This is a genomic window from Clostridium liquoris (genome assembly GCF_002995785.1).
GTDB classification, from domain to species: domain Bacteria; phylum Bacillota; class Clostridia; order Clostridiales; family Clostridiaceae; genus Clostridium_AO; species Clostridium_AO liquoris.
In genome coordinates, this window is record NZ_PVXO01000064.1 from 1 (window position 1) to 18,485 (window position 18,485).

General features: G+C 31.7%; 20 protein-coding genes, 1 pseudogene and 1 riboswitch. Of the genes and pseudogenes, 15 read left to right on the top strand and 6 right to left on the bottom strand.

The annotated features are described in order from the left end of the window. Nucleotides 1-291: 291 nt before the first annotated feature. Entirely contained in the window at nucleotides 292-816 is a 525-nt protein-coding gene (locus CLLI_RS11545; protein ID WP_106064363.1) for a cupin domain-containing protein, read from the bottom strand. Between the two features lie 123 nt (nucleotides 817-939). Between CLLI_RS11545 and CLLI_RS11550 the strand changes: the two genes are divergently transcribed. Continuing rightward, nucleotides 940-1,206, top strand: coding sequence for an SWIM zinc finger family protein (locus CLLI_RS11550; protein ID WP_242975593.1), 267 nt, complete (start codon nucleotides 940-942; stop codon nucleotides 1,204-1,206). A 165-nt stretch (nucleotides 1,207-1,371) separates the two neighbouring features. Here the strand turns inward: CLLI_RS11550 and CLLI_RS11555 are convergent, their stop codons facing one another. Further along, entirely contained in the window at nucleotides 1,372-1,746 is a 375-nt protein-coding gene (locus CLLI_RS11555; protein ID WP_106064365.1) for a pyridoxamine 5'-phosphate oxidase family protein, read from the bottom strand. Between the two features lie 272 nt (nucleotides 1,747-2,018). On the opposite strand from CLLI_RS11555, the gene CLLI_RS11560 reads away from it, so the two are divergent. Next, nucleotides 2,019-2,522 carry an RrF2 family transcriptional regulator gene (locus CLLI_RS11560; RefSeq protein WP_106064366.1) on the top strand — a complete coding sequence of 168 codons (504 nt, stop codon included), beginning with the start codon at nucleotides 2,019-2,021 and terminating at the stop codon, nucleotides 2,520-2,522. 174 nt (nucleotides 2,523-2,696) lie between these two features. Beyond that, nucleotides 2,697-2,793, top strand: a riboswitch (TPP riboswitch). A 67-nt stretch (nucleotides 2,794-2,860) separates the two neighbouring features. After that, nucleotides 2,861-3,511, top strand: a complete 651-nt coding sequence (thiT, locus tag CLLI_RS11565; protein ID WP_106064367.1) for an energy-coupled thiamine transporter ThiT — start codon at nucleotides 2,861-2,863, stop codon at nucleotides 3,509-3,511. Between the two features lie 53 nt (nucleotides 3,512-3,564). Here thiT and CLLI_RS11570 read toward each other — a convergent pair whose 3' ends face one another. Continuing rightward, nucleotides 3,565-4,401 carry a MerR family transcriptional regulator gene (locus CLLI_RS11570; RefSeq protein WP_106064368.1) on the bottom strand — a complete coding sequence of 279 codons (837 nt, stop codon included), beginning with the start codon at nucleotides 4,399-4,401 and terminating at the stop codon, nucleotides 3,565-3,567. 85 nt (nucleotides 4,402-4,486) lie between these two features. Between CLLI_RS11570 and CLLI_RS11575 the strand changes: the two genes are divergently transcribed. Both CLLI_RS11575 and CLLI_RS11580 read left to right on the top strand, forming a co-directional pair. After that, nucleotides 4,487-6,214: an ABC transporter ATP-binding protein gene (locus CLLI_RS11575; protein ID WP_106064369.1), complete on the top strand. Its 1,728-nt coding sequence runs from the start codon at nucleotides 4,487-4,489 to the stop codon at nucleotides 6,212-6,214. Nucleotides 6,215-6,234: 20 nt separating this feature from the next. Then, complete coding sequence (locus tag CLLI_RS11580) at nucleotides 6,235-8,088, top strand: ABC transporter ATP-binding protein (RefSeq protein ID WP_106064370.1); 1,854 nt, start codon at nucleotides 6,235-6,237, stop codon at nucleotides 8,086-8,088. Between the two features lie 141 nt (nucleotides 8,089-8,229). Here the strand turns inward: CLLI_RS11580 and CLLI_RS11585 are convergent, their stop codons facing one another. From CLLI_RS11585 to CLLI_RS11595, 3 genes are all read right to left on the bottom strand, one after another. Beyond that, nucleotides 8,230-8,988: a hypothetical protein gene (locus CLLI_RS11585; protein WP_146127095.1), complete on the bottom strand. Its 759-nt coding sequence runs from the start codon at nucleotides 8,986-8,988 to the stop codon at nucleotides 8,230-8,232. 110 nt (nucleotides 8,989-9,098) lie between these two features. Further along, on the bottom strand, nucleotides 9,099-9,740 hold the full coding sequence (locus CLLI_RS11590; RefSeq protein ID WP_106064372.1) for a permease prefix domain 1-containing protein: 642 nt from the start codon (nucleotides 9,738-9,740) through the stop codon (nucleotides 9,099-9,101). Next, nucleotides 9,727-10,077 carry a PadR family transcriptional regulator gene (locus CLLI_RS11595; protein ID WP_106064373.1) on the bottom strand — a complete coding sequence of 117 codons (351 nt, stop codon included), beginning with the start codon at nucleotides 10,075-10,077 and terminating at the stop codon, nucleotides 9,727-9,729. Before CLLI_RS11595 ends, CLLI_RS11590 begins: the two co-directional genes overlap by 14 nt. A 364-nt stretch (nucleotides 10,078-10,441) precedes the next feature. Here CLLI_RS11595 and CLLI_RS11600 point away from each other — a divergent pair, with 364 nt between their 5' ends. From CLLI_RS11600 to CLLI_RS11645, 10 genes and pseudogenes are all read left to right on the top strand, one after another. Further along, nucleotides 10,442-10,777: an ArsR/SmtB family transcription factor gene (locus CLLI_RS11600; RefSeq protein ID WP_106064374.1), complete on the top strand. Its 336-nt coding sequence runs from the start codon at nucleotides 10,442-10,444 to the stop codon at nucleotides 10,775-10,777. A 35-nt stretch (nucleotides 10,778-10,812) separates the two neighbouring features. Then, nucleotides 10,813-12,021, top strand: a complete 1,209-nt coding sequence (hgcA, locus tag CLLI_RS11605) for a mercury methylation corrinoid protein HgcA (RefSeq protein ID WP_207655107.1) — start codon at nucleotides 10,813-10,815, stop codon at nucleotides 12,019-12,021. A gap of 10 nt (nucleotides 12,022-12,031) precedes the next feature. Next, entirely contained in the window at nucleotides 12,032-12,331 is a 300-nt protein-coding gene (gene hgcB / locus CLLI_RS11610; protein WP_106064375.1) for a mercury methylation ferredoxin HgcB, read from the top strand. Nucleotides 12,332-12,358: 27 nt separating this feature from the next. Further along, nucleotides 12,359-12,607 (top strand): annotated as a pseudogene (locus tag CLLI_RS11615) (arsenate reductase/protein-tyrosine-phosphatase family protein); the annotation flags it as partial. Nucleotides 12,608-13,005: 398 nt separating this feature from the next. After that, the gene (locus tag CLLI_RS11620; protein ID WP_106064376.1) at nucleotides 13,006-14,091 is read left to right on the top strand and encodes a PTS sugar transporter subunit IIC; all 1,086 of its coding nucleotides are present in this window, start codon (nucleotides 13,006-13,008) and stop codon (nucleotides 14,089-14,091) included. Between the two features lie 28 nt (nucleotides 14,092-14,119). Further along, the gene (locus CLLI_RS11625; RefSeq protein ID WP_106064377.1) at nucleotides 14,120-15,049 is read left to right on the top strand and encodes a 2-dehydropantoate 2-reductase; all 930 of its coding nucleotides are present in this window, start codon (nucleotides 14,120-14,122) and stop codon (nucleotides 15,047-15,049) included. Nucleotides 15,050-15,247: 198 nt separating this feature from the next. Further along, the gene (locus tag CLLI_RS11630; protein ID WP_106064378.1) at nucleotides 15,248-15,673 is read left to right on the top strand and encodes a MarR family winged helix-turn-helix transcriptional regulator; all 426 of its coding nucleotides are present in this window, start codon (nucleotides 15,248-15,250) and stop codon (nucleotides 15,671-15,673) included. A 166-nt stretch (nucleotides 15,674-15,839) separates the two neighbouring features. Then, nucleotides 15,840-16,670 carry a DNA adenine methylase gene (locus tag CLLI_RS11635; protein ID WP_106064379.1) on the top strand — a complete coding sequence of 277 codons (831 nt, stop codon included), beginning with the start codon at nucleotides 15,840-15,842 and terminating at the stop codon, nucleotides 16,668-16,670. Between the two features lie 22 nt (nucleotides 16,671-16,692). After that, on the top strand, nucleotides 16,693-17,988 hold the full coding sequence (locus CLLI_RS11640) for a type II restriction enzyme (protein ID WP_106064380.1): 1,296 nt from the start codon (nucleotides 16,693-16,695) through the stop codon (nucleotides 17,986-17,988). 227 nt (nucleotides 17,989-18,215) lie between these two features. Next, entirely contained in the window at nucleotides 18,216-18,467 is a 252-nt protein-coding gene (locus tag CLLI_RS11645; protein WP_106064381.1) for a kinase to dihydroxyacetone kinase, read from the top strand. Nucleotides 18,468-18,485: the final 18 nt, after the last annotated feature.

Below are 18,485 nucleotides of genomic sequence, written 5' to 3' on the forward strand. Positions count from 1 at the left end.
TGTATAGTAATATCAACTTACATTATAATGGATTTTTTATGTATGTGGGAGATACTTTTTGTATCTCCTTTTAATTTTTTAAGCAGTAATTATTACTACTTTTGCCTACTAAAATTATACTCTAAGTGTGGCATTGATGGAAGGAAAATAATGTGATACGTTGGAGACTTAATGAGGGAGTTCTTATTAAGAATGAAATTAAGGGATTTATATGGCATTAAGTCTAAGTTAAGTTATGATTAAAACTGTTCTATTAGTACAAAACATATTTTTATATTAGCCATTGGGGTTCTATTCGGCAGCTTGTGCATCTGCTTTAGTTTTATGAACTGTACCATATGGATGCTGAGGCGGTGCATAGATGGAGTACAATTTAATTGGCTTATTACCTGTATTGATTAAATTGTGCCATTTACCAGCTGGTATGATGAAGATAAAATCATCATATACTTTTTTCTGAAAATCCAAATTATCTTTACTATTACCCATTTGAACAAGTCCTTGACCTTCTTCAATACGTATGAATTGATCAAGATTAGGATGAACTTCTAAACCTATGTCTTCACCGACATTGATACTCATTAATGTAAGTTGTAAGTGGTTTCCTGTCCATAGAGCTGTACGATAATTAGTATTTTGCTTGGCAGCCTCATTAATATTAACTACAAAGGGTTTGGGTCCATAATCTTTTAGCTGAATTAAATTAGCTCTATACATTGGTGTATTAGGATATAAATATGATCTGTAAGAATTATACATATACATTGGTGTGTTCATGAAATAAGGGCAAGGGCATGTTTTATAAGCATTATACATAGTATTCATTCCTTTCATAGACTTACAACATTATTATATGCTCTGTGTCTAGAGAATGTGCCTATAATACTTATTGATTAATAGCAAAAAATTAGAATATAATATAGATAATTCAACTAAAAGTTGATACTATTTGTCTATATTATTCCATATAAGTGCAGTTGTCCGGATTCTGCAAGAATGTGCAAGCATATAGCAGCTGCCTTATATGGAATTGGTGCACGATTAGATGAAGATCCAATTTTATTCTTCAAGCTTAGAGACATTGACTTTCAAGAATTACTCAAAAAATCAATGGAAGAGAAAATGCAAAGTATGTTTAAAAATGCAGATAAGAAGAGTGAACGCATTATTGATGATGGAGATGTATTTGATTTATTTGGTGTATAATACTGTATAAACAAAAAGGTACAGAAATATTTCATAAATAATAAAGAAGGAAATCTCAACATGTGCTAAGACTGTCCTTCTTTTTTTGTTGCTATTAATTATTATTTGATATAAAGTTACGTGTTACGTAAATTGTAATACCTAAATAAGTATCAAGTGTGAAATTTAAAGCAGTTGTTTTGCTGATGTAACTGTTATTTCTAAGACTCTACTTAGGAATGGGTATTTTTCTTTCATTATATCAAATTCTGAACCAGATGTGAGGAATTTTGCTGTTCCTCCAACTTCAAAACCTGTTCCTTGGTAATTATTATATCCCATAACTTCTCTAGAACCTAGAGTAACTTTTACTTTGTTATTATGATTTACATCATTTTCAGTGCTATGCATTCCAGCAGCAGGGATTAAAATTCTTTCGTCTTCTGTTACAACTAGATAGGAGTTCCAAGTACAAGTTACATGTGCCTCATCCACACCCCATGATACAATTGAAACTACACCTTCATGATTTAATACTTCATAAAATTTTTCTGTAATCATTTTATATTTCCTCCTCAAAATTTATTAAACAACACCATTAGAATTATGAAATACATATAATAGAATAATCAAATCCAAAGAAAATATGTATTGCATATATTGCAGACAACTGTTATCTACAATTATTATATAATTGCTTTTTTAAAAAGTCAACAAAATAAATATATTATAGATAAATATTATACGTAATATTATTGCGCAGATATTGACTAACAAAAAATAATAAAGTATTATGTGGGAAGATTATATTGTTAGATAGGAGGATGATTTTATTGCAATTTTCTATAGGAGTAGAATATGCATTACATTGTTTATTATATATGGTAGATATTCCGCCAGGAAAATCTGTTGGGATTAAGGATCTAGCAACATATCAAGGAGTGTCAGAGACTTATCTATCAAAGGTATATACAAAATTAAGAAAATCATGTATTGTGAAGTCAATTCCAGGTGTTAATGGAGGATATGCGTTGGCACGTAATCCCGAAGACATAACATTTTGGGATATAATTGAAGCAGTAGAAGGAAGCTCCCCATTATTTCAATGTGTAGAAATTAGGCAAAATGAGCTGTTGTTAGATAAAGATAACTTACCTGATACATATACGAAATGCCCTTGCTTAGTAAAAGCTGTAATGTGGGAAGCGGAAGAACAGATGAGACAATATTTGAGGAATAAGACTTTGGCGTGGTTGCATGAGCAAGTAAGAAATAAGATTCCTGAAGAGCATAGCAAAGCAACCATTGAATGGTTTAATAATACTAAATCAAGGTAAGAACTAATAAGTAAAAAGTAAAGGTTTATTTCTTACCTCTTACTTGTCTACAAATTTCAATTTTCAGAGTAGGCATATTATAGATATTTGTTCCACTAAATAATTTTCCACAGACTTTAGACAAATTTAGGTTGCATTTTTTACCATAAGGGTATATAATTAATTATTATAAATAAGAAAAGCTAGGGGTGCCGCAAGGCTGAGAAGGTAAAACCTAACCCTTGTACCTGAACTGGATAATACCAGCGTAGGAAAGCGCTATTTTAGTAGCTTAATTTAAAGTAACTAAAAGACACTGTTTTCTACAGTGTCTTATTTTTTTTTAAGGAGTGTGAAAAATGAACATATTAAATTTCAAATTCAAATTACCAGAGGCGGGACAATCTTTAAATACAGTGTTTAGTGATCCAAAAATCTATATTACTTTAGCAATTATTTTGGCTTTAGCAGCACTATTTATAGTGGTTAAAAATGTTAAATTAAATGCAAAAATAATAACAAATATTGCCATGGCGGTAGCTTTAGGCACAGTGCTTAAAATGTTTACCATTATGAAAATGCCTATGGGTGGTTCTGTTACACTTGGAAGTATGATCCCAATAATATTAATTGCTTATATTTATGGACCTAGGATAGGATGTCTTTCAGGATTACTTTTTGGCATAACTGATTTGCTGCTTGGAGCATATGTTGTTCATCCAGCACAACTTATAATTGATTATATTCTTGCATTTTCAGCTTTAGGTGTAGCAGGTTTCTTTAAAGAAAATATAACAATAGGTACATTAGCTGCAATAGGTTTAAGATTTTTATGCCATGTAGTTTCTGGTGTAATATTTTTCTCGCAATATGCAAATGGTCAAAATGCTATTGTGTATTCAATAATGTATAATGGAACATATTTATTACCAGAGGCAATAATTTCTGTAATAGTATTAAAAATTATACCTGTTGCAAGAGTTAAAAAAGAAATAGCTAAAACTGTATAAAAATGAAAAAGTAAAATGTAGTATTTATGCAAGGCTTACGCAAATTAAGCATCTCAATTTGGGGTGCTTTTTTCAATTGCTACAGTAATTTGTGTAATATAATCACTTTCATTTTTAACAGCAACTTCATCTAATAGGTATTCCTCATAGGCGAATTCACCTATATGAAAGTGTTTTTCTTCTAAGAATTTTAAAAGCCTTTCATAGGTTATGCTTAATGTTTCATAACTTCCATGGTGATAAGCAATAGCATACATACCCTTTGGTTTCACAAACATTGAAGGGACTTTTCGCTCTTTATTTGTTTTCACAAAGAAATAAGAATAATTGCTGTAATTGTTTTTTAACATATTTTCCTTGCTAAGCATGGCACCTGCAAAAGAGGTATCCATAGATTGTGTACTGTTTATAAAGCTTGTAAAATCTAACATAAATTGAATATAATTTTTAGTATCTTCCTCTGTTAGTAAAGCGCTTCGAATGAGATATTCCTCTTCCTGTTCTTCAATTGTTATTTCATCACAATTTACATGTGTGCCCTTATTAGTAAAGACAATTGTTTCCTCTAGTAAGTGCTTAATTTGATTTAGTTTTTCAATTTCATTATCAACCTCTGCAATTTTTTGTGTTGATAAATCAATGAGCCGCTCTGGAGTTCTTTCGTCAAGATATGATTTCATCTCTTTTAATGGAACATTTAACTCCTTTAATATGGATATAATAGAGAAAACATCTAACTGTCTATAGGAATAATAACGATACCCGTTTTTATCTGTAATGGCAGGACAAAACAGTCCAATGTCATCATAGTGAAAAAGGGTTCTTTTATTTACTCCGCAAAGTTTTGCGAATTTTCCTGTTGTAAAGTATTTCTGCAAATCTTTTCTCATAATTCAATATCTCCTCTTGACTATCTGGTTACGTTATACATTATTATAAAATAAGTGATACACAAATTCAAGTAAGGAGAATTCTATGTTAAGATTATTACGTTTTTTAAAACCATATAAAAAAGAAGTTGCAGCCATAGTATTTTTTACATTTTTACAAACTCTGAGTATATTATATATTCCAACACTCACTGCTGAAATTGTAAATAATGGAGTTACAAAAGGAGATATACATTATATTTTCAAGGCAGGATTATTTATGCTGCTGGTGTCGGCGATAGCAGGAGTAACAGCTATATTGTGTTCTTGGTTGTCAGCAAATATGGCCTCTGGGTTTGCCAGGGATATTAGAGAGGCCATGTTTGAAAAAGCACAAGCCTTTTCCATGAATGATTTAAATAAAATAAGCACAGATTCAATGATTACAAGAACCACCAGCGATGTCACCTTAATTGGACAAATGACTGTTATGTTTATGCAAATGTTGTTGCCAGCACCCATTATGTCCATAGCTGGACTGTGGCTGGCTTTCTCTACGGATAAGGTAATTTCATTAATTATTCTAGCAACAATGATCATATTTTTGCTCATTGCTTTTTTCCTTGGAAAAAAGATTATACCTTTGTATAAGCTGGTTCAAGTTAAAATGGATAATATCAATAGTATTCTTCGAGAAATTGTTACCGGCGTTCGTGTCATTCGAGCATTTAATCGTGAGAAGTATGAAAAAGGCAGAATTGATGCTGCTGCCTCTGATTATGCGGACAATGCCATTAAAATAAATAAGATGATTGCTGTTCTGCTTCCAGTGGTTATGTTCATTATCAACATGGGAGTTATCTGTATTCTATGGATTGGTGCGAAAAGGGCAGCAGCTGGAGATATGCAGATTGGTGATATTATGGCTATGATTGAATACTGTTTTCTGATTTTGATTTTTCTTATTATGGGCATCATGATGTTTATGTATATTCCTCGTGCACAAGCATGTGCTGATAGAATCAATGAGGTACTTTCCATCACTCCTGAAATTTTGGATGGTGAGGTAAAAAATCAAGAAATAAAAGAGAAAGCCCATGTTGAATTTCGCAATGTTACATTCCAATATCAAAATGCAGAGGAACCTGTACTGGACAATTTGAATTTTCAGTCAAAGTCAGGAGAAGTCACTGCAATCATAGGAGGAACTGGGTCAGGAAAATCTACAGTAGCAAATTTGATTCCGCGTTTTTTTGAAATTCAAAGTGGTAGTATTCTGGTGGATGGTATTGACATAAGGAATCTGCCCCAAAAAGAACTTCGTGATAAGATTGGATTTGTTCCTCAAAAAGCGTTCCTTTTTAGCGGCACAATAGCTGAAAATATTAGATATGGGAAAAAGGATGCAACCCAGGAGGAAATAGAGCATGCTGCACAAATAGCACAGGCACATGATTTTATTATGAATATGAAGCATGGGTATGACTCCTATGTTGCACAGGGAGGAAACAATCTATCAGGGGGTCAAAAGCAGCGTTTGGCAATTGCAAGGGCGCTGATTCGCAAACCGGAAATATATATTTTCGACGACAGTTTTTCAGCACTGGACTTTAAAACAGATGCAATGCTTCGAAGAGCACTGAAAGGGGAAATTGGAGGCTCAACTATGATAATTGTGGCACAGCGCATCACTTCTATTATGGATGCGGATAGAATTATTGTGCTGGATGATGGAAAAATCGTGGGCAGCGGTACCCATGGTCAGCTGATGAAAAGCTGTGAGGTTTATGGCCAAATTGCAGCTTCCCAGCTTAGCGAAGCCGAATTAGCTTAAATAATAATGGAGGTAACCATATGGACGAGAATGCAAATGAAGAGATAAAAACAACGGATGATACATCAGTTGAAAGAGCTAAAAATGCCAAAGCAGTTACTAAACGTTTAATAAGAATTTTAGGAAAACAGAAGCTGAAATTTTTAGCAATTTTAATTTCAGTTCTTATAAGTTCTTCTCTTATAATTGCTGAGCCTTTGGTCATAGGAAAAGCCATTGACAAGCTCTACAATGGCATAAAAGCATCTATAGCAACGGGAGTTAAATTTCATGTGAATATCAGTACAATGGGAGAAATAACTGGCCTTCTGCTTTTGATTTACATTGCTACTTCATTGTTTAAATACTTTGAGCAATATATGATGGCAGGGGTATCTCAAACCCTTACATTAGGCTTGCGTAAGGAATTGAGTGATAAGCTTAACCGTTTGCCCTTGAAATATTATGATTCCCATAAAAAAGGTGATATATTAAGCCGTGCCACAAATGATCTAGAAAGAGTAGCAGATAGTTTGCAGGAAGGTTTAATGCAGCTTATTACATCTGTAGTCACTATGACACTTGCAGTTATTGCCATGGTGACAATAAGCCCTATGCTTACACTGATTATAGCTGTAACGCTTATGGTGTCAATGCTTGCAACAACTAAGTTTGCCAATAAAATTGAGGGCTATTTTGCAAATAATCAGGAAACTCTGGGTGAACTAAATGGCTTCATTGAAGAAACATTCACAGGACAGTTGGTAATTAAAGCTTTCAGCAAAGAAGAGGATGCGTTGCAGGATTTTAAAGAAGTTAACCAGAGGATTTATGATGCAAGCAGGAAAGCTGAATTTTACGCTTATGCCATAGAGCCATTTATTAGATTTTTGGGGAAAATAGGCTATGTTATTGTTGCCGTTATTGGCGGTGTTTTCGCCGTAAATGGAACATTGACATTAGGAAATATTCAAGCTTTCCTTCAGTATGTGGATCAATGCTCAGAGCCAATGACTCAAATTTCATATATACTGAATATGCTTCAGTCTGCTGTGGCATCTGCAGAACGTGTCTTTGAAATATTAGATGAGGAGGAAGAAGCTCCGGAAGAGTTAGTTTGTAAAAATATTGATAATCCTAGGGGTGAGGTTGCATTTGAACATGTGAAATTTGGCTATAGTGATAATGCTATTTTGATGAATGACATTAATCTCAATTTAAGTGCAGGAAGCACGATTGCCATTGTAGGACCAACAGGAGCCGGAAAAACCACTCTTGTGAATCTGTTAATGCGATTCTATGAAATTCAGGGTGGAAGAATCACCATTGATGGGGTGGATATTAAAGAAATGAGCCGAAGTTCATTGAGGACAATGTTTGGAATGGTGCTGCAGGATACCTGGATTTTTCATGGAAGTATACAAGAGAATATTGCATACAGTCGTATGGATGCTAGTTTAGATGATGTTATTCTTGCTGCCAAGGCTGCCCATGCGGATCATTTTATCCGAACACTGCCTGAGGGTTATAAAACAATTTTGGAAGCGGATGGTTCCAATGTGTCTCAGGGGCAAAAACAGCTTCTCACAATTGCCAGGGCAATACTTGCGGATCCTACTATTCTGATTTTGGATGAAGCCACTTCCAGCGTGGATACAAGAACCGAGGCAGAAATTCAAAAGGCAATGAGCAACTTGATGAAAGGTAGGACAAGTTTTGTTATTGCCCATAGATTGTCTACCATTCGTGACGCAGATTTGATTTTGGTAATGCAAAATGGAACAATCATTGAGCAGGGAAAGCATCAGGAGCTTCTTAATAAAAAAGGATTTTATGAAAAACTTTATAATAGCCAATTTGCAAATAGTGCAGCAGAAGAAGTAAAAGCTCTATAATATAAGGCAATACCCGCCAACAAAAAGTGTGAGTTTGGCGGGTTTTTTTGTGCTGTAACAGTTAGTGAGAGGGAAAGGAGTGTTGGCACTCCTTTCTTTTGTGGCATAAGAACATAAGAAATTAATTATACTTTCATTCTATCAGTGAACAGTTTTTCTGATAATACATGTTTGCAGATAATATAAAGTCATACTTATTGTTAGTGCAACTACTATATATCCAATATTAATTACACCATTAAGATTATAAACATTTGTTGTAACTTCCTCATTAAACCATACACTGTGACCAGCAGCGAATAAAAGTGATGAGTGTTGTATTACACTTAATGCAAATAATATCCTCTTGTATTTATTAGAAATATTATGCAAAGTAAAAATCAATAGACTATAGACAATGCAGATTGCCATTAGTAAAATAAATAACCTATTAATTTTGTTTTGTAATACTAATAACCCTTCATTATTTAGTGTATATTTCATACCAACTTTAATATATATTTGGTAGTATATAATAACTAATGAACTTAATATTGTAATTACTATACCCACATGAAAATAAGGAGATACTTTAGCATTATTCTTCTTTGATTTTAAAAATATAAACAAGTTAACAAATGTATAAAATATTACTGCCATTAATGTATAGTAAAATTGAATTTCTAAAATAAAATTTTTATTTTTTATTAAAATCATAGGAACACTAATCAAATTTACAAATATAGAAGCTGTTATACCTGTTGTTAAAATAAATTGTTGGCAAGAAGCTTGCATACCAGAAAAATTCAATGGCATTTCAGGATATTGATGTTGACTTAATAGATTACTATATTTTGTATCATAAAGACAAAATATACAGAATGAAATGAATATAAATATCATTGATACCAATTGCATCATATAAAACCTAGTTAAACTTAAATAAGAGGTAAGAGCTATTACCTTTTCACTCTTACCTCTTGCCTCTTACTTATTATTTCTGCCACTCATTCTATAAGAAAACTACAACGTTAATTCCATTTTTTGATTTTAACATAATATATTCTTAAAAATAAAGTTATTATAAAAGCAGTTACTAATATAAGAGCTATACCTGCCATCTTATGCAATGGGAAATAGAAACATACAAAGCCTAAAGGTATACATATGAGAAAATCACAAGATAAAAATACCAATAAAACCACCACTCCATTTTTAATAAGGAAATAATAATAGAAAGCTATATCCCAAATGACTAATGAAATCATGAATAACATGTATGAAATATTTTTAAAACTATTTTTAATTAAGTTTCCACTAAAATACTGAATGTTTTCACCATTGTAAAAGATACTGATAACTTGAAACAAGCACCCTATGATAAAGACAAAAATGCCTGCTTTTATGAGCATTTTTGCAAATATACTACGATTCTTTAATATACAGTTCATTTCGTTTACTACAGAATTTTTTTGCCCAAAGGATTCCAATGCCTTTTCTACACTCTCTTCTTCACTTAGTCCTTGATTTTTTAAATCTTCTACTTCTTCATACAGATGATTCCTCGTCTCCTCTTTTAATATTTTTGTATTCTTATCTGCATTATCAAAATTTCCATAGATGTTATTAACATATTCCTCGATTTTACAATTATATTTCTCAGTTTTTTTCATCTAATACAACCTCCATAAAATTATTTAATAATGATTTTAAAAGCTTCCATTCCTCTACTTTATCTGAAAAATATTTCTTGCCTTCTTCAGTAATTCTATAGTATCTTCTTCTTCCGCCTCCAGTACCTTTATTATCATTCCAGTATCCTTCTAAATACTTCTTTTTTTCTAGCCTTTTTAAAGATACATATAGAGTAGCTTCCTTTATTTCAAATTCTTTTTTAGATTTTTCTTTTATTTTTTTAGCAATTTCATATCCGTACATATCACTATTTTGTAAAACACATAATACAATTGTATCAATATAACCCTTCAATATTTCTTTATCAAATTCCAATGTTTAAGCCTCCTTAATAAATTTATTTTAGTACATAAACTACTTAATGATGTTAAGTACTATTATACTATATAATAATGTAAATTACTATATTATGTGATGTAGTTTTATATAATTTTGTAAGATATATTCGAACAAATTGTGACCAATTTCTTCAGTTGACAGTTGATAGAGGATAATTGGCAGTTAAGGATAATTTTTCACCACATTTAGCTACTTAAATCTGTAAAGCTTGCAAGCATGGCTTGCTTTATTTAAATATGGTATAGACAACTATCTATATTGTGCATATAATATACATATAGATAGTTGTCTATATGATGAATAGTATTAATATAATTACAAAGGAAATGGAGTGGATTAAATGAAATGCAGCTATGCTGAATATGTGCCTATATTTAAAGCACTTGCCGATGAAACGAGATTGAAAATAATTGATATGCTTTCCTGCGGAGAAATGTGTGCCTGTGACATTTTAGAATATTTTAATATTTCGCAGCCAACACTTTCCTATCACATGAAGATTTTAACTGACTCTGAAATTGTTAATGCCAGGAAAGATGGCGCGTGGATGAAATACGCTCTAAATACATTTGAATTTGAGACAGTGGAAAAGTTTCTAAAGGATATCAGTGAAGATACTGATGATTGTATTTGTAAGAGCCTTGGAAAGTGTTCAAAGGACTCTGAATGTAAATAGTTTTAAAAATATTAGAAATTTGGGAGGCTAGTAAATTGGGAAATAATAATTGTTGCAATTCTGAAAATAAACTTGACAAGAATGCAAAAGTAAAAATAGTAAGAATAAAACCAAAATCCATTGGCAGCCTTACTTCTTCTAAGGGCGGAAAAACTAAAAGCTCCTGCTGTTGTGGAAATGGGAGTAGTGCATCATGTGAAGCCATTACTAAATATGATTTAAAGGAGAAATGGATAATTGGAGAAATAAGTACCCCTGCTGGTATGGTACCACGGGTTTCTACCAAATTGACCTTCGAGGATACATGGGGTACATGGAAGGTACGTTTTGGGATAAATAGAATGAATTATAAAATCAATGCTGGAATTTATGCAGTAGGAACACCTGATAATACTTCTCCTGTACTTGTAACGGCAAACTATAAGCTGACCTTTGATAGTTTGAGAAAAGAGTTAGAAGGACTTAATGCATGGATAATGGTGCTGGATACAAAGGGGGTAAACGTATGGTGCTCAGCAGGAAAAGGTACCTTTGGAACTAAGGAGCTAGTAAACAGAATTTCAAAAGTAAGGATTCCACAAATTGTATCACACAAAACTTTAATACTTCCTCAGCTTGGAGCACCAGGGATAAGCGCTCACCAGGTTACAAAGCAGTCTGGATTTAAAATTGTGTATGGGCCTGTGAGAGCTGAAGATTTAAAAGAATTTTTAGAAGCAGGTATGAAAGCTACAGAAGAGATGCGTGAAGTCAGGTTTAATATAATTGATAGAGTGGTTCTGACACCAATTGAATTTTTAAGTACTTTTAAAGTTGCCATTATTGTTTTTGGAATAATGTTTCTTTTAAACCTAGTTGCAGTTAATCCTTTTGGAGTAATTGATTTTTATGCATTTATGGGTGCATTGCTGGCAGGCTGTGTTATAACTCCTATATTACTTCCATGGATTCCTGTAAGGGCTTTTGCTGCAAAAGGCTGGATTATGGGATTAATATGGACAATTGTTGTAAATATGCTTAATGGCTGGCCTGCAATGCCTCAATATGGCGTATTAAAAACTATCGCCTATTTATTGATTTTACCCTCTGTTTCCTCATTTTATGCTATGAACTTCACCGGGTCTTCTACTTATACATCTTTTTCAGGTGTAATAAAGGAGATGAAGATAGCAGTTCCTGCAATTGCTGTTTCCATAGGAATTGGGGTAGTATTACTTTTGATAAACAGTTTTATTTATATTTAAGGAGGATGCTATGAAGAATAAATATTTAAAAAATGTTTGTACACTTAAACTTAATTCAGATAAATGTGTTGGCTGTGGAAGATGCATTGAGGTCTGCCCGCATAAAGTATTTGATTTGAACCAAGGTAAGGTTGAACTTATTAACAAAGATGGCTGTATGGAATGTGGTGCATGTGCAAAAAATTGTGCATTTAATGCAATTGAAGTAAATTCAGGGGTTGGATGTGCCTATGCAGTTATTATGGGATGGCTTCTGGGCACTGAACCTACTTGTGATTGTTCTGGTGGCAGCAGCGGTGGATGCTGTTAAATCAGTTTGAAAAAAGGGTTTAAATACATGACAGAGAAAATAAAAGTTGCTTTTGTTTGCGTTCATAACTCCTGCCGTTCCCAGATGGCAGAAGCAATTTCCAAGATAATTGCAGCAGATGGTTTTGAAGCCTATTCAGCAGGAACTGAAACTAAGCCACAGATTAATCAAGATGCAGTTGAAGTAATCAAATAGATTTATGGCGTTGATATGAACACAACACAAAAATCAAAATTCATATCAGATATTCCTCAGAAAGTAATATTTTTACGGATGTGATGCTTTAATTAAATACAGCACCTCCTGAAAGTTAAGGGAGGTGCTGGCATATTAATGAATAGTAAAACAAAAAAAGAAGTGCTAATCTTTGCAGGATGTAGCACTTCTTTTACGGCTTTTTGGCATTGAAATAGTCGAATTTAATTTATTGTTATATTTTTAACTTTTATGTTCTAAACATATTGCAATTTATATTTAAATGTGCTATATTTACTCACGGAGAGTTAGTTGTACATACAAATGAAGAGCTTATAAAATAGAATTAAGTCGAAATAATTAACTTTTCAACAAATTACTAGTAGTTTATATAAAAAGTGACTTTTAAAATTTTTAATCCGGATGATAAAAAATAAACAATTGTCAAGGACAAATTTTATGATAGGAAGAAGAGAAATATGATACAAGAGAAGAGAGTAAACCAAGAGGACATAGTAGAAGAAGAAAAATCAACATCTAAAAAAAGACTAACACCTAAAGATTATTTAAACAAAGTTTTGGCTGGAACTGCAACTGGAATAGTTGTAGGGTTAATTCCAAACGCAATTTTAGGTTCAGTATTTAAAAATTTAATACATGTTTCACCAATATTTGCTACTTTCTATAATGCAGTAAATATTATGCAGTTTGTAGTGCCACTTCTTGTAGGTGTTTTAGTAGCTATGCAATTTGATTTTAACCCTATGCAGTCAATCATTGTTGGATCAGCAGTATTTTTAGGTTCAGGTGCTTATAAGGTTACTGAACATGGCGTACAGATGATTGGTATAGGTGATTTAATAAATGTAATGTTGCTTTCAGCTATAGCAGTGTATGTTATTAGAGCAATAGGAAATAAGTTAGGATCTTTAACAATATTGCTATTACCAATTATAGGTGGAGCAGGTGTGGGCGTTATCGGTATGTTTATGCTTCCTTATGTAAGTAAAATTACTTTAATAATAGGTAATGGAATTAATAGCTTTGCAGTGTTACAGCCATTATTAATGTGCATTTTAATTAGTATTTCATTTTCAATTTTAATTATTTCACCAATTTCAACTGTGGCAATAGGAATTGCTATAGGAATAGCAGGACTAGGTGCTGGAGCAGCTGCTATTGGAGTTACTGCTTGTACAGCTATTTTAGTAGTTGGATCCATGAGAGTAAATCAAAGTGGAGTTACTTTATCTGTTTTATTAGGTGCTATGAAAATGATGATGCCAAATTTAGTTAAGTATCCTATAATAGCAGTGCCTATTATTGCTAACGGTATTTTATGTGGAATAGGTGGATACATACTTAATATAACGGGTACAGCTAAAAGTGCTGGATTTGGAATAACTGGATTGGTTGGCCCTTTAGCTGCTATGAACAGCTCAACCTCAACTGTTAAAGTGTTATTAGCATTTATTGTTATACCTTTTGTAGGTGCATTTGCTATTGATTGGTTCTGTAGAAAAGTTATACATTTATATGATGAAAATATTTTCAAATACATTTAAATTAATATAAAATAGAGGGTGAATTGAAATGAAAATTGCAATTGTTGGAGCAGGAGCTATGGGCTCACGTTATGGATATATGTTGCATAAAGCTGGAAACAAAGTTACTTTAATAGACGCTTGGAAACAACATGTAGACATTATAAATAAAGAAGGATTAACAGTTGAAGAAAATGGAGCATTAAGCAAGGTGAAAATACCAGCAATGCTGCCTGAAGATGCTAAGGAAGTTCCAGACTTAATAATTTTATTTACTAAGTCAATGGGATTAGAGCCTATGCTAAAATCTATAAAAAATATTTTAGGGAAGAATACAAGAGTATTATGCCTACTAAATGGATTAGGTCATAACGAAACTATTGCAAAATATGTGGATAGGAAAAATATACTTATGGGAGTAACTTTATGGACAGCTGGTTTAGCAGGTCCTGGACATGTTGTATTAACAGGAGATGGAAGCTTAGAAGTACAAAACAATGATCCTAGCATGAAAGTAGAAGCAAAAGAGATTTGTAGCATATTAAGCCAAGCCGGATTAAATGCTCATTATAGCGAAGATGTGTTATTTTCAATATGGCGTAAGGCTTGTGTAAATGGAACCTTAAATAGTAGTTGTACAATTCTTGATTGTAATATTAAGGAATTTGGAGAATTAAAAGAAGCACCACAACTTATTCGTAATATTATAAAAGAATTTGCTGAGGTTGCTGCTAAATATGGAGTAAAATTAAATGTTGAAGAAGTTGCAGAGGGAATAGAGAAGATATACGATCCAAGCCAAGCTGGAGCACATTATCCATCAATGCATCAAGATTTAATCCAAAATCATCGTCTTACAGAAATTGATTATATAAATGGATATGTATCCAGAAAAGGTAAAGAATTTAATATAAATACACCATACAATGATTTAATTACAGATATTGTTCATGCAAAAGAGCAGTTAATTATTAAATAAATATAGTTGTTTTAGAAAAGTTGATTACTATTTTAATATTAATCAACTTTTTTCTACAATTAAATAATTCTTTTAATAGTAAAAATAAAGGAAAAAATAAAATATTAACACTAATTTAGTTGCAAATGTTCGAAATTATCTTTAACATATCATTTATATAGATAAATTATAAGAATTTACAAGGGGGGATGGGATATAATGCTTGAACAAAATTTCTGTCAGTGTTTATATTTTACCGCAACTAGGTTAAAAAAGATAGCAGCTAAAATAGCTGAAGACGAGTCAAGGTTGTTAGGAATGTCGCCGACCTATGTATATGTACTTCTCGGTGTGAAATTTAAATCTGGAATAACACAAAAAGAATTATGCGAAGAACTTCATTTAAAGCCATCTACAATAACTAGACTTATAGATAAATTAGTGATAAATGGTTTTGTTGAAAGAAAAGCTGAAGGAAAGTTATCTCATATATACTTAACTAAAAAAGGAGAAGAAATTCAAGAAGATATACAAAAGTATAGGGTAAAATTACACAATCGTTATAAAGAAATCTTAGGAAAAGAAGAATATGAATTATTAATTAAGATAACAAATGATTCTGCCAGAATATTAGAATCTGAGTAGATATATTATATAAATGAAGATTGCGATACAATTTTTTTAAGTTGACAGATGACAATTGATCAATATGTTGATTTCACAAGAATATATGTTCTATCGTCTAGCGAGTTTTAATACTTTATGATATAATTTGCATAGTAAAAAGATATTCTGGTAGGGAGGGAAAGCATTGAAAAAGAATTTATTAGCTCAACCATTTTTGAAATGGGCTGGTGGTAAAAGACAGCTATTACCAGAATTAAATAAATATATTCCGTTGAAATATAAGACTTATTATGAGCCTTTCGTTGGGGCTGGGGCGTTCTTATTTGATTTACAACCTAAGAAGGCTGTTATAAATGACATAAATTCAGAATTGATTAACTGCTATAATGTTATTAAAAATTCATTAGATGATTTAGTAGAGGATTTAAAAAGGCATGAAATCTCATCTGATTACTACTATAATATAAGGGAACTGGATAGAAAACCTGAGTTTAATGAATTATCTGCAGTGCAAAGGGCATCAAGGATTATTTACCTAAATAAAACTTGCTTCAATGGATTATTTAGAGTAAATAGCCAAGGTCAATATAACGTGCCATATGGAAACTATAAAAATCCTAAGGTTCTTGATGAAGTTGTTCTAAAAGCTGTACATAACTTTTTAAATTCTTGTGATATTATTATTAGTAACCAAGATTTTGAGGAAGTTGTAAGAGATGCAAAAAAAGGAGACTTTATTTATTTTGACCCTCCTTACGATCCAGTAAGTGATTCAAGTAGTTTTACAGGTTATTCTTTAGATGGATTTAGTAGGGATGAACAAAGAAGACTAAAGTCTGTTTTTGATAGACTTAATAAAAAAGGTTGTTTTGTATTATTAAGTAATTCTTCAACTGATTTTATAAAAGATCTATATAAAGATTATAGGATTGAAATTGTATCAGCGAGCCGAAGCATTAATTCGAATGCTTTAAAAAGAGGAAAAGTTGATGAGGTATTAGTAATGAATTACTAAGTACAATTTTGGGGGATAGAGTATGGGTGCAGGAAAGGCTACTAAGAATGATATTGCATGGGAGCAATTATTTGATAAGTACAAAATAATAGATAAAATAAATGCTAATGGTTTTTATGAGATACAATCTAAAGATATCAATGAATTTAGAGAAAGTCGTCTTATGGCTAAGTTTGACCATAAGGTAAATTTACCAAGTATCTTTAAGAAATATAAAATATCTATACTTCCTATAAGTAGAAATAAATATATACTAGGTCAATTTCAAACTTACCATGATGTAAGGTATAGTGATAATATAGAGAATATCCCTATAAATTTTCCTACAGACATACAAAGTATAGATTTTAATGATTTATACTCTGAAAGTTCTGCTATTCATTGTGCTTATGTAAGTGGTATTATCAGTGATTTAATGGGTGAAGATGCTATTTTTACTTTAGGTGGAAGAATGTCAACTAATACCTTTGACTTTAACATAAAAAGCGGCAATAAACTATTTCCTGTTAAAGTTGAAAACAGCCAATGTGAAATAGATGCAGGCTTTGAAAGCTATAGCAATTTAATGATTGTTGAAGCGAAAAATTTTGAGGTCGAAGATTTTTTGGTTCGACAGTTATATTACCCTTATAGACTTTGGCAAGATAAAGTTTCTAAAAAGGTAATACCCACTTTTATGACATACTCAAATGATGTTTTTAGTTTTTTTGAATATGAATTTAAAGATAGCAACTTGTATAATTCTTTAAGTCTCGTAAAACAGAAAAATTATATAATTGCACCTGAAAAGATAGAGTTAGAAGATATTTACCAAATACTTAATAATGTAAAAATAGCAGAAGAACCTAAAGTACCTTTTCCTCAAGCAAATAGATTTGAAAGAGTAGTAGACCTTTTGGGTATCCTTTATAATAAGGATTTATCTAAGGATGAAATTACATCAAATTATCAGTTTTCCAAGAGGCAGACCGATTATTATACTAACTCAGGAATTTACCTGGGCTTAGTTACTAAGTATAAAGATAGTGATACTAATGAAATAATGTATACCTTAAGTGAAAAAGGGAGACATGTTATGAAAATGAGATATAAGCAAAAGTATCTATATCTTGTTAGGTGCATATTAGAACACGAAAGTTTTAATGTAGCATTAAGACAATATTTTGATACCGCTCAGCCTTTAAATAAAGAATCCTTATGTAGAGAGTTGAAGGGCTGCTATATATATAATGTGGATAAGGAAAGTAGCACACTGTCTCGAAGATCAGAAAGTGTAATGGCTTGGATAGATTGGATTTTAGACTTACCGAATAAGTAATATAATATTATTATGATAGTAAAAGCCCTTACCGTTGCTGTTATACAAGGGTAAGAGCTTTAATTTAATATGATTAAAAAATAGTAGCTATCCATTTGCGTACGTGGCTACTATTTTTTTGAGATTTTTTCTATAAGTAATACTATATTTACAAAATATGCTACAATTAAATGGGGAAAATGATTTTTAAATGCAAGACAAAATAGAAATTTATGGAGGGGAAAAAGATGTTAGAATTTAGATATGATACCCAGTTATTAATTGAAGGAGAAAATCTCGATGAAGATGTAATCAATGATTATTTTACAAACAACTTTAAAGGAAACTGCTTATTAGCTGTAGGTGATGAAGAACTTATTAAGATTCATTTTCATACAAATGAACCATGGAAAGTATTAGAATACTGTTCAACTCTGGGCGAAATTTATGATATCGTAATTGAGGATATGGATAGACAAGCGAAAGGATTAAAAGGCTAATAAATTTCAATTTAAAGT

Coding starts and splice junctions, on each gene's coding strand:
- CLLI_RS11545 (WP_106064363.1), bottom strand. CDS start 816: ATGTATAATGCTTATAAAACATGCCCTTGCCCTTATTTCATGAACACA.
- CLLI_RS11555 (WP_106064365.1), bottom strand. CDS start 1,746: ATGATTACAGAAAAATTTTATGAAGTATTAAATCATGAAGGTGTAGTT.
- thiT (WP_106064367.1), top strand. CDS start 2,861: ATGAACATATTAAATTTCAAATTCAAATTACCAGAGGCGGGACAATCT.
- CLLI_RS11570 (WP_106064368.1), bottom strand. CDS start 4,401: ATGAGAAAAGATTTGCAGAAATACTTTACAACAGGAAAATTCGCAAAA.
- CLLI_RS11575 (WP_106064369.1), top strand. CDS start 4,487: ATGTTAAGATTATTACGTTTTTTAAAACCATATAAAAAAGAAGTTGCA.
- CLLI_RS11580 (WP_106064370.1), top strand. CDS start 6,235: ATGGACGAGAATGCAAATGAAGAGATAAAAACAACGGATGATACATCA.
- CLLI_RS11585 (WP_146127095.1), bottom strand. CDS start 8,988: ATGATGCAATTGGTATCAATGATATTTATATTCATTTCATTCTGTATA.
- CLLI_RS11590 (WP_106064372.1), bottom strand. CDS start 9,740: ATGAAAAAAACTGAGAAATATAATTGTAAAATCGAGGAATATGTTAAT.
- CLLI_RS11600 (WP_106064374.1), top strand. CDS start 10,442: ATGAAATGCAGCTATGCTGAATATGTGCCTATATTTAAAGCACTTGCC.
- hgcB (WP_106064375.1), top strand. CDS start 12,032: ATGAAGAATAAATATTTAAAAAATGTTTGTACACTTAAACTTAATTCA.
- CLLI_RS11620 (WP_106064376.1), top strand. CDS start 13,006: ATGATACAAGAGAAGAGAGTAAACCAAGAGGACATAGTAGAAGAAGAA.
- CLLI_RS11625 (WP_106064377.1), top strand. CDS start 14,120: ATGAAAATTGCAATTGTTGGAGCAGGAGCTATGGGCTCACGTTATGGA.
- CLLI_RS11630 (WP_106064378.1), top strand. CDS start 15,248: ATGCTTGAACAAAATTTCTGTCAGTGTTTATATTTTACCGCAACTAGG.
- CLLI_RS11640 (WP_106064380.1), top strand. CDS start 16,693: ATGGGTGCAGGAAAGGCTACTAAGAATGATATTGCATGGGAGCAATTA.
- CLLI_RS11645 (WP_106064381.1), top strand. CDS start 18,216: ATGTTAGAATTTAGATATGATACCCAGTTATTAATTGAAGGAGAAAAT.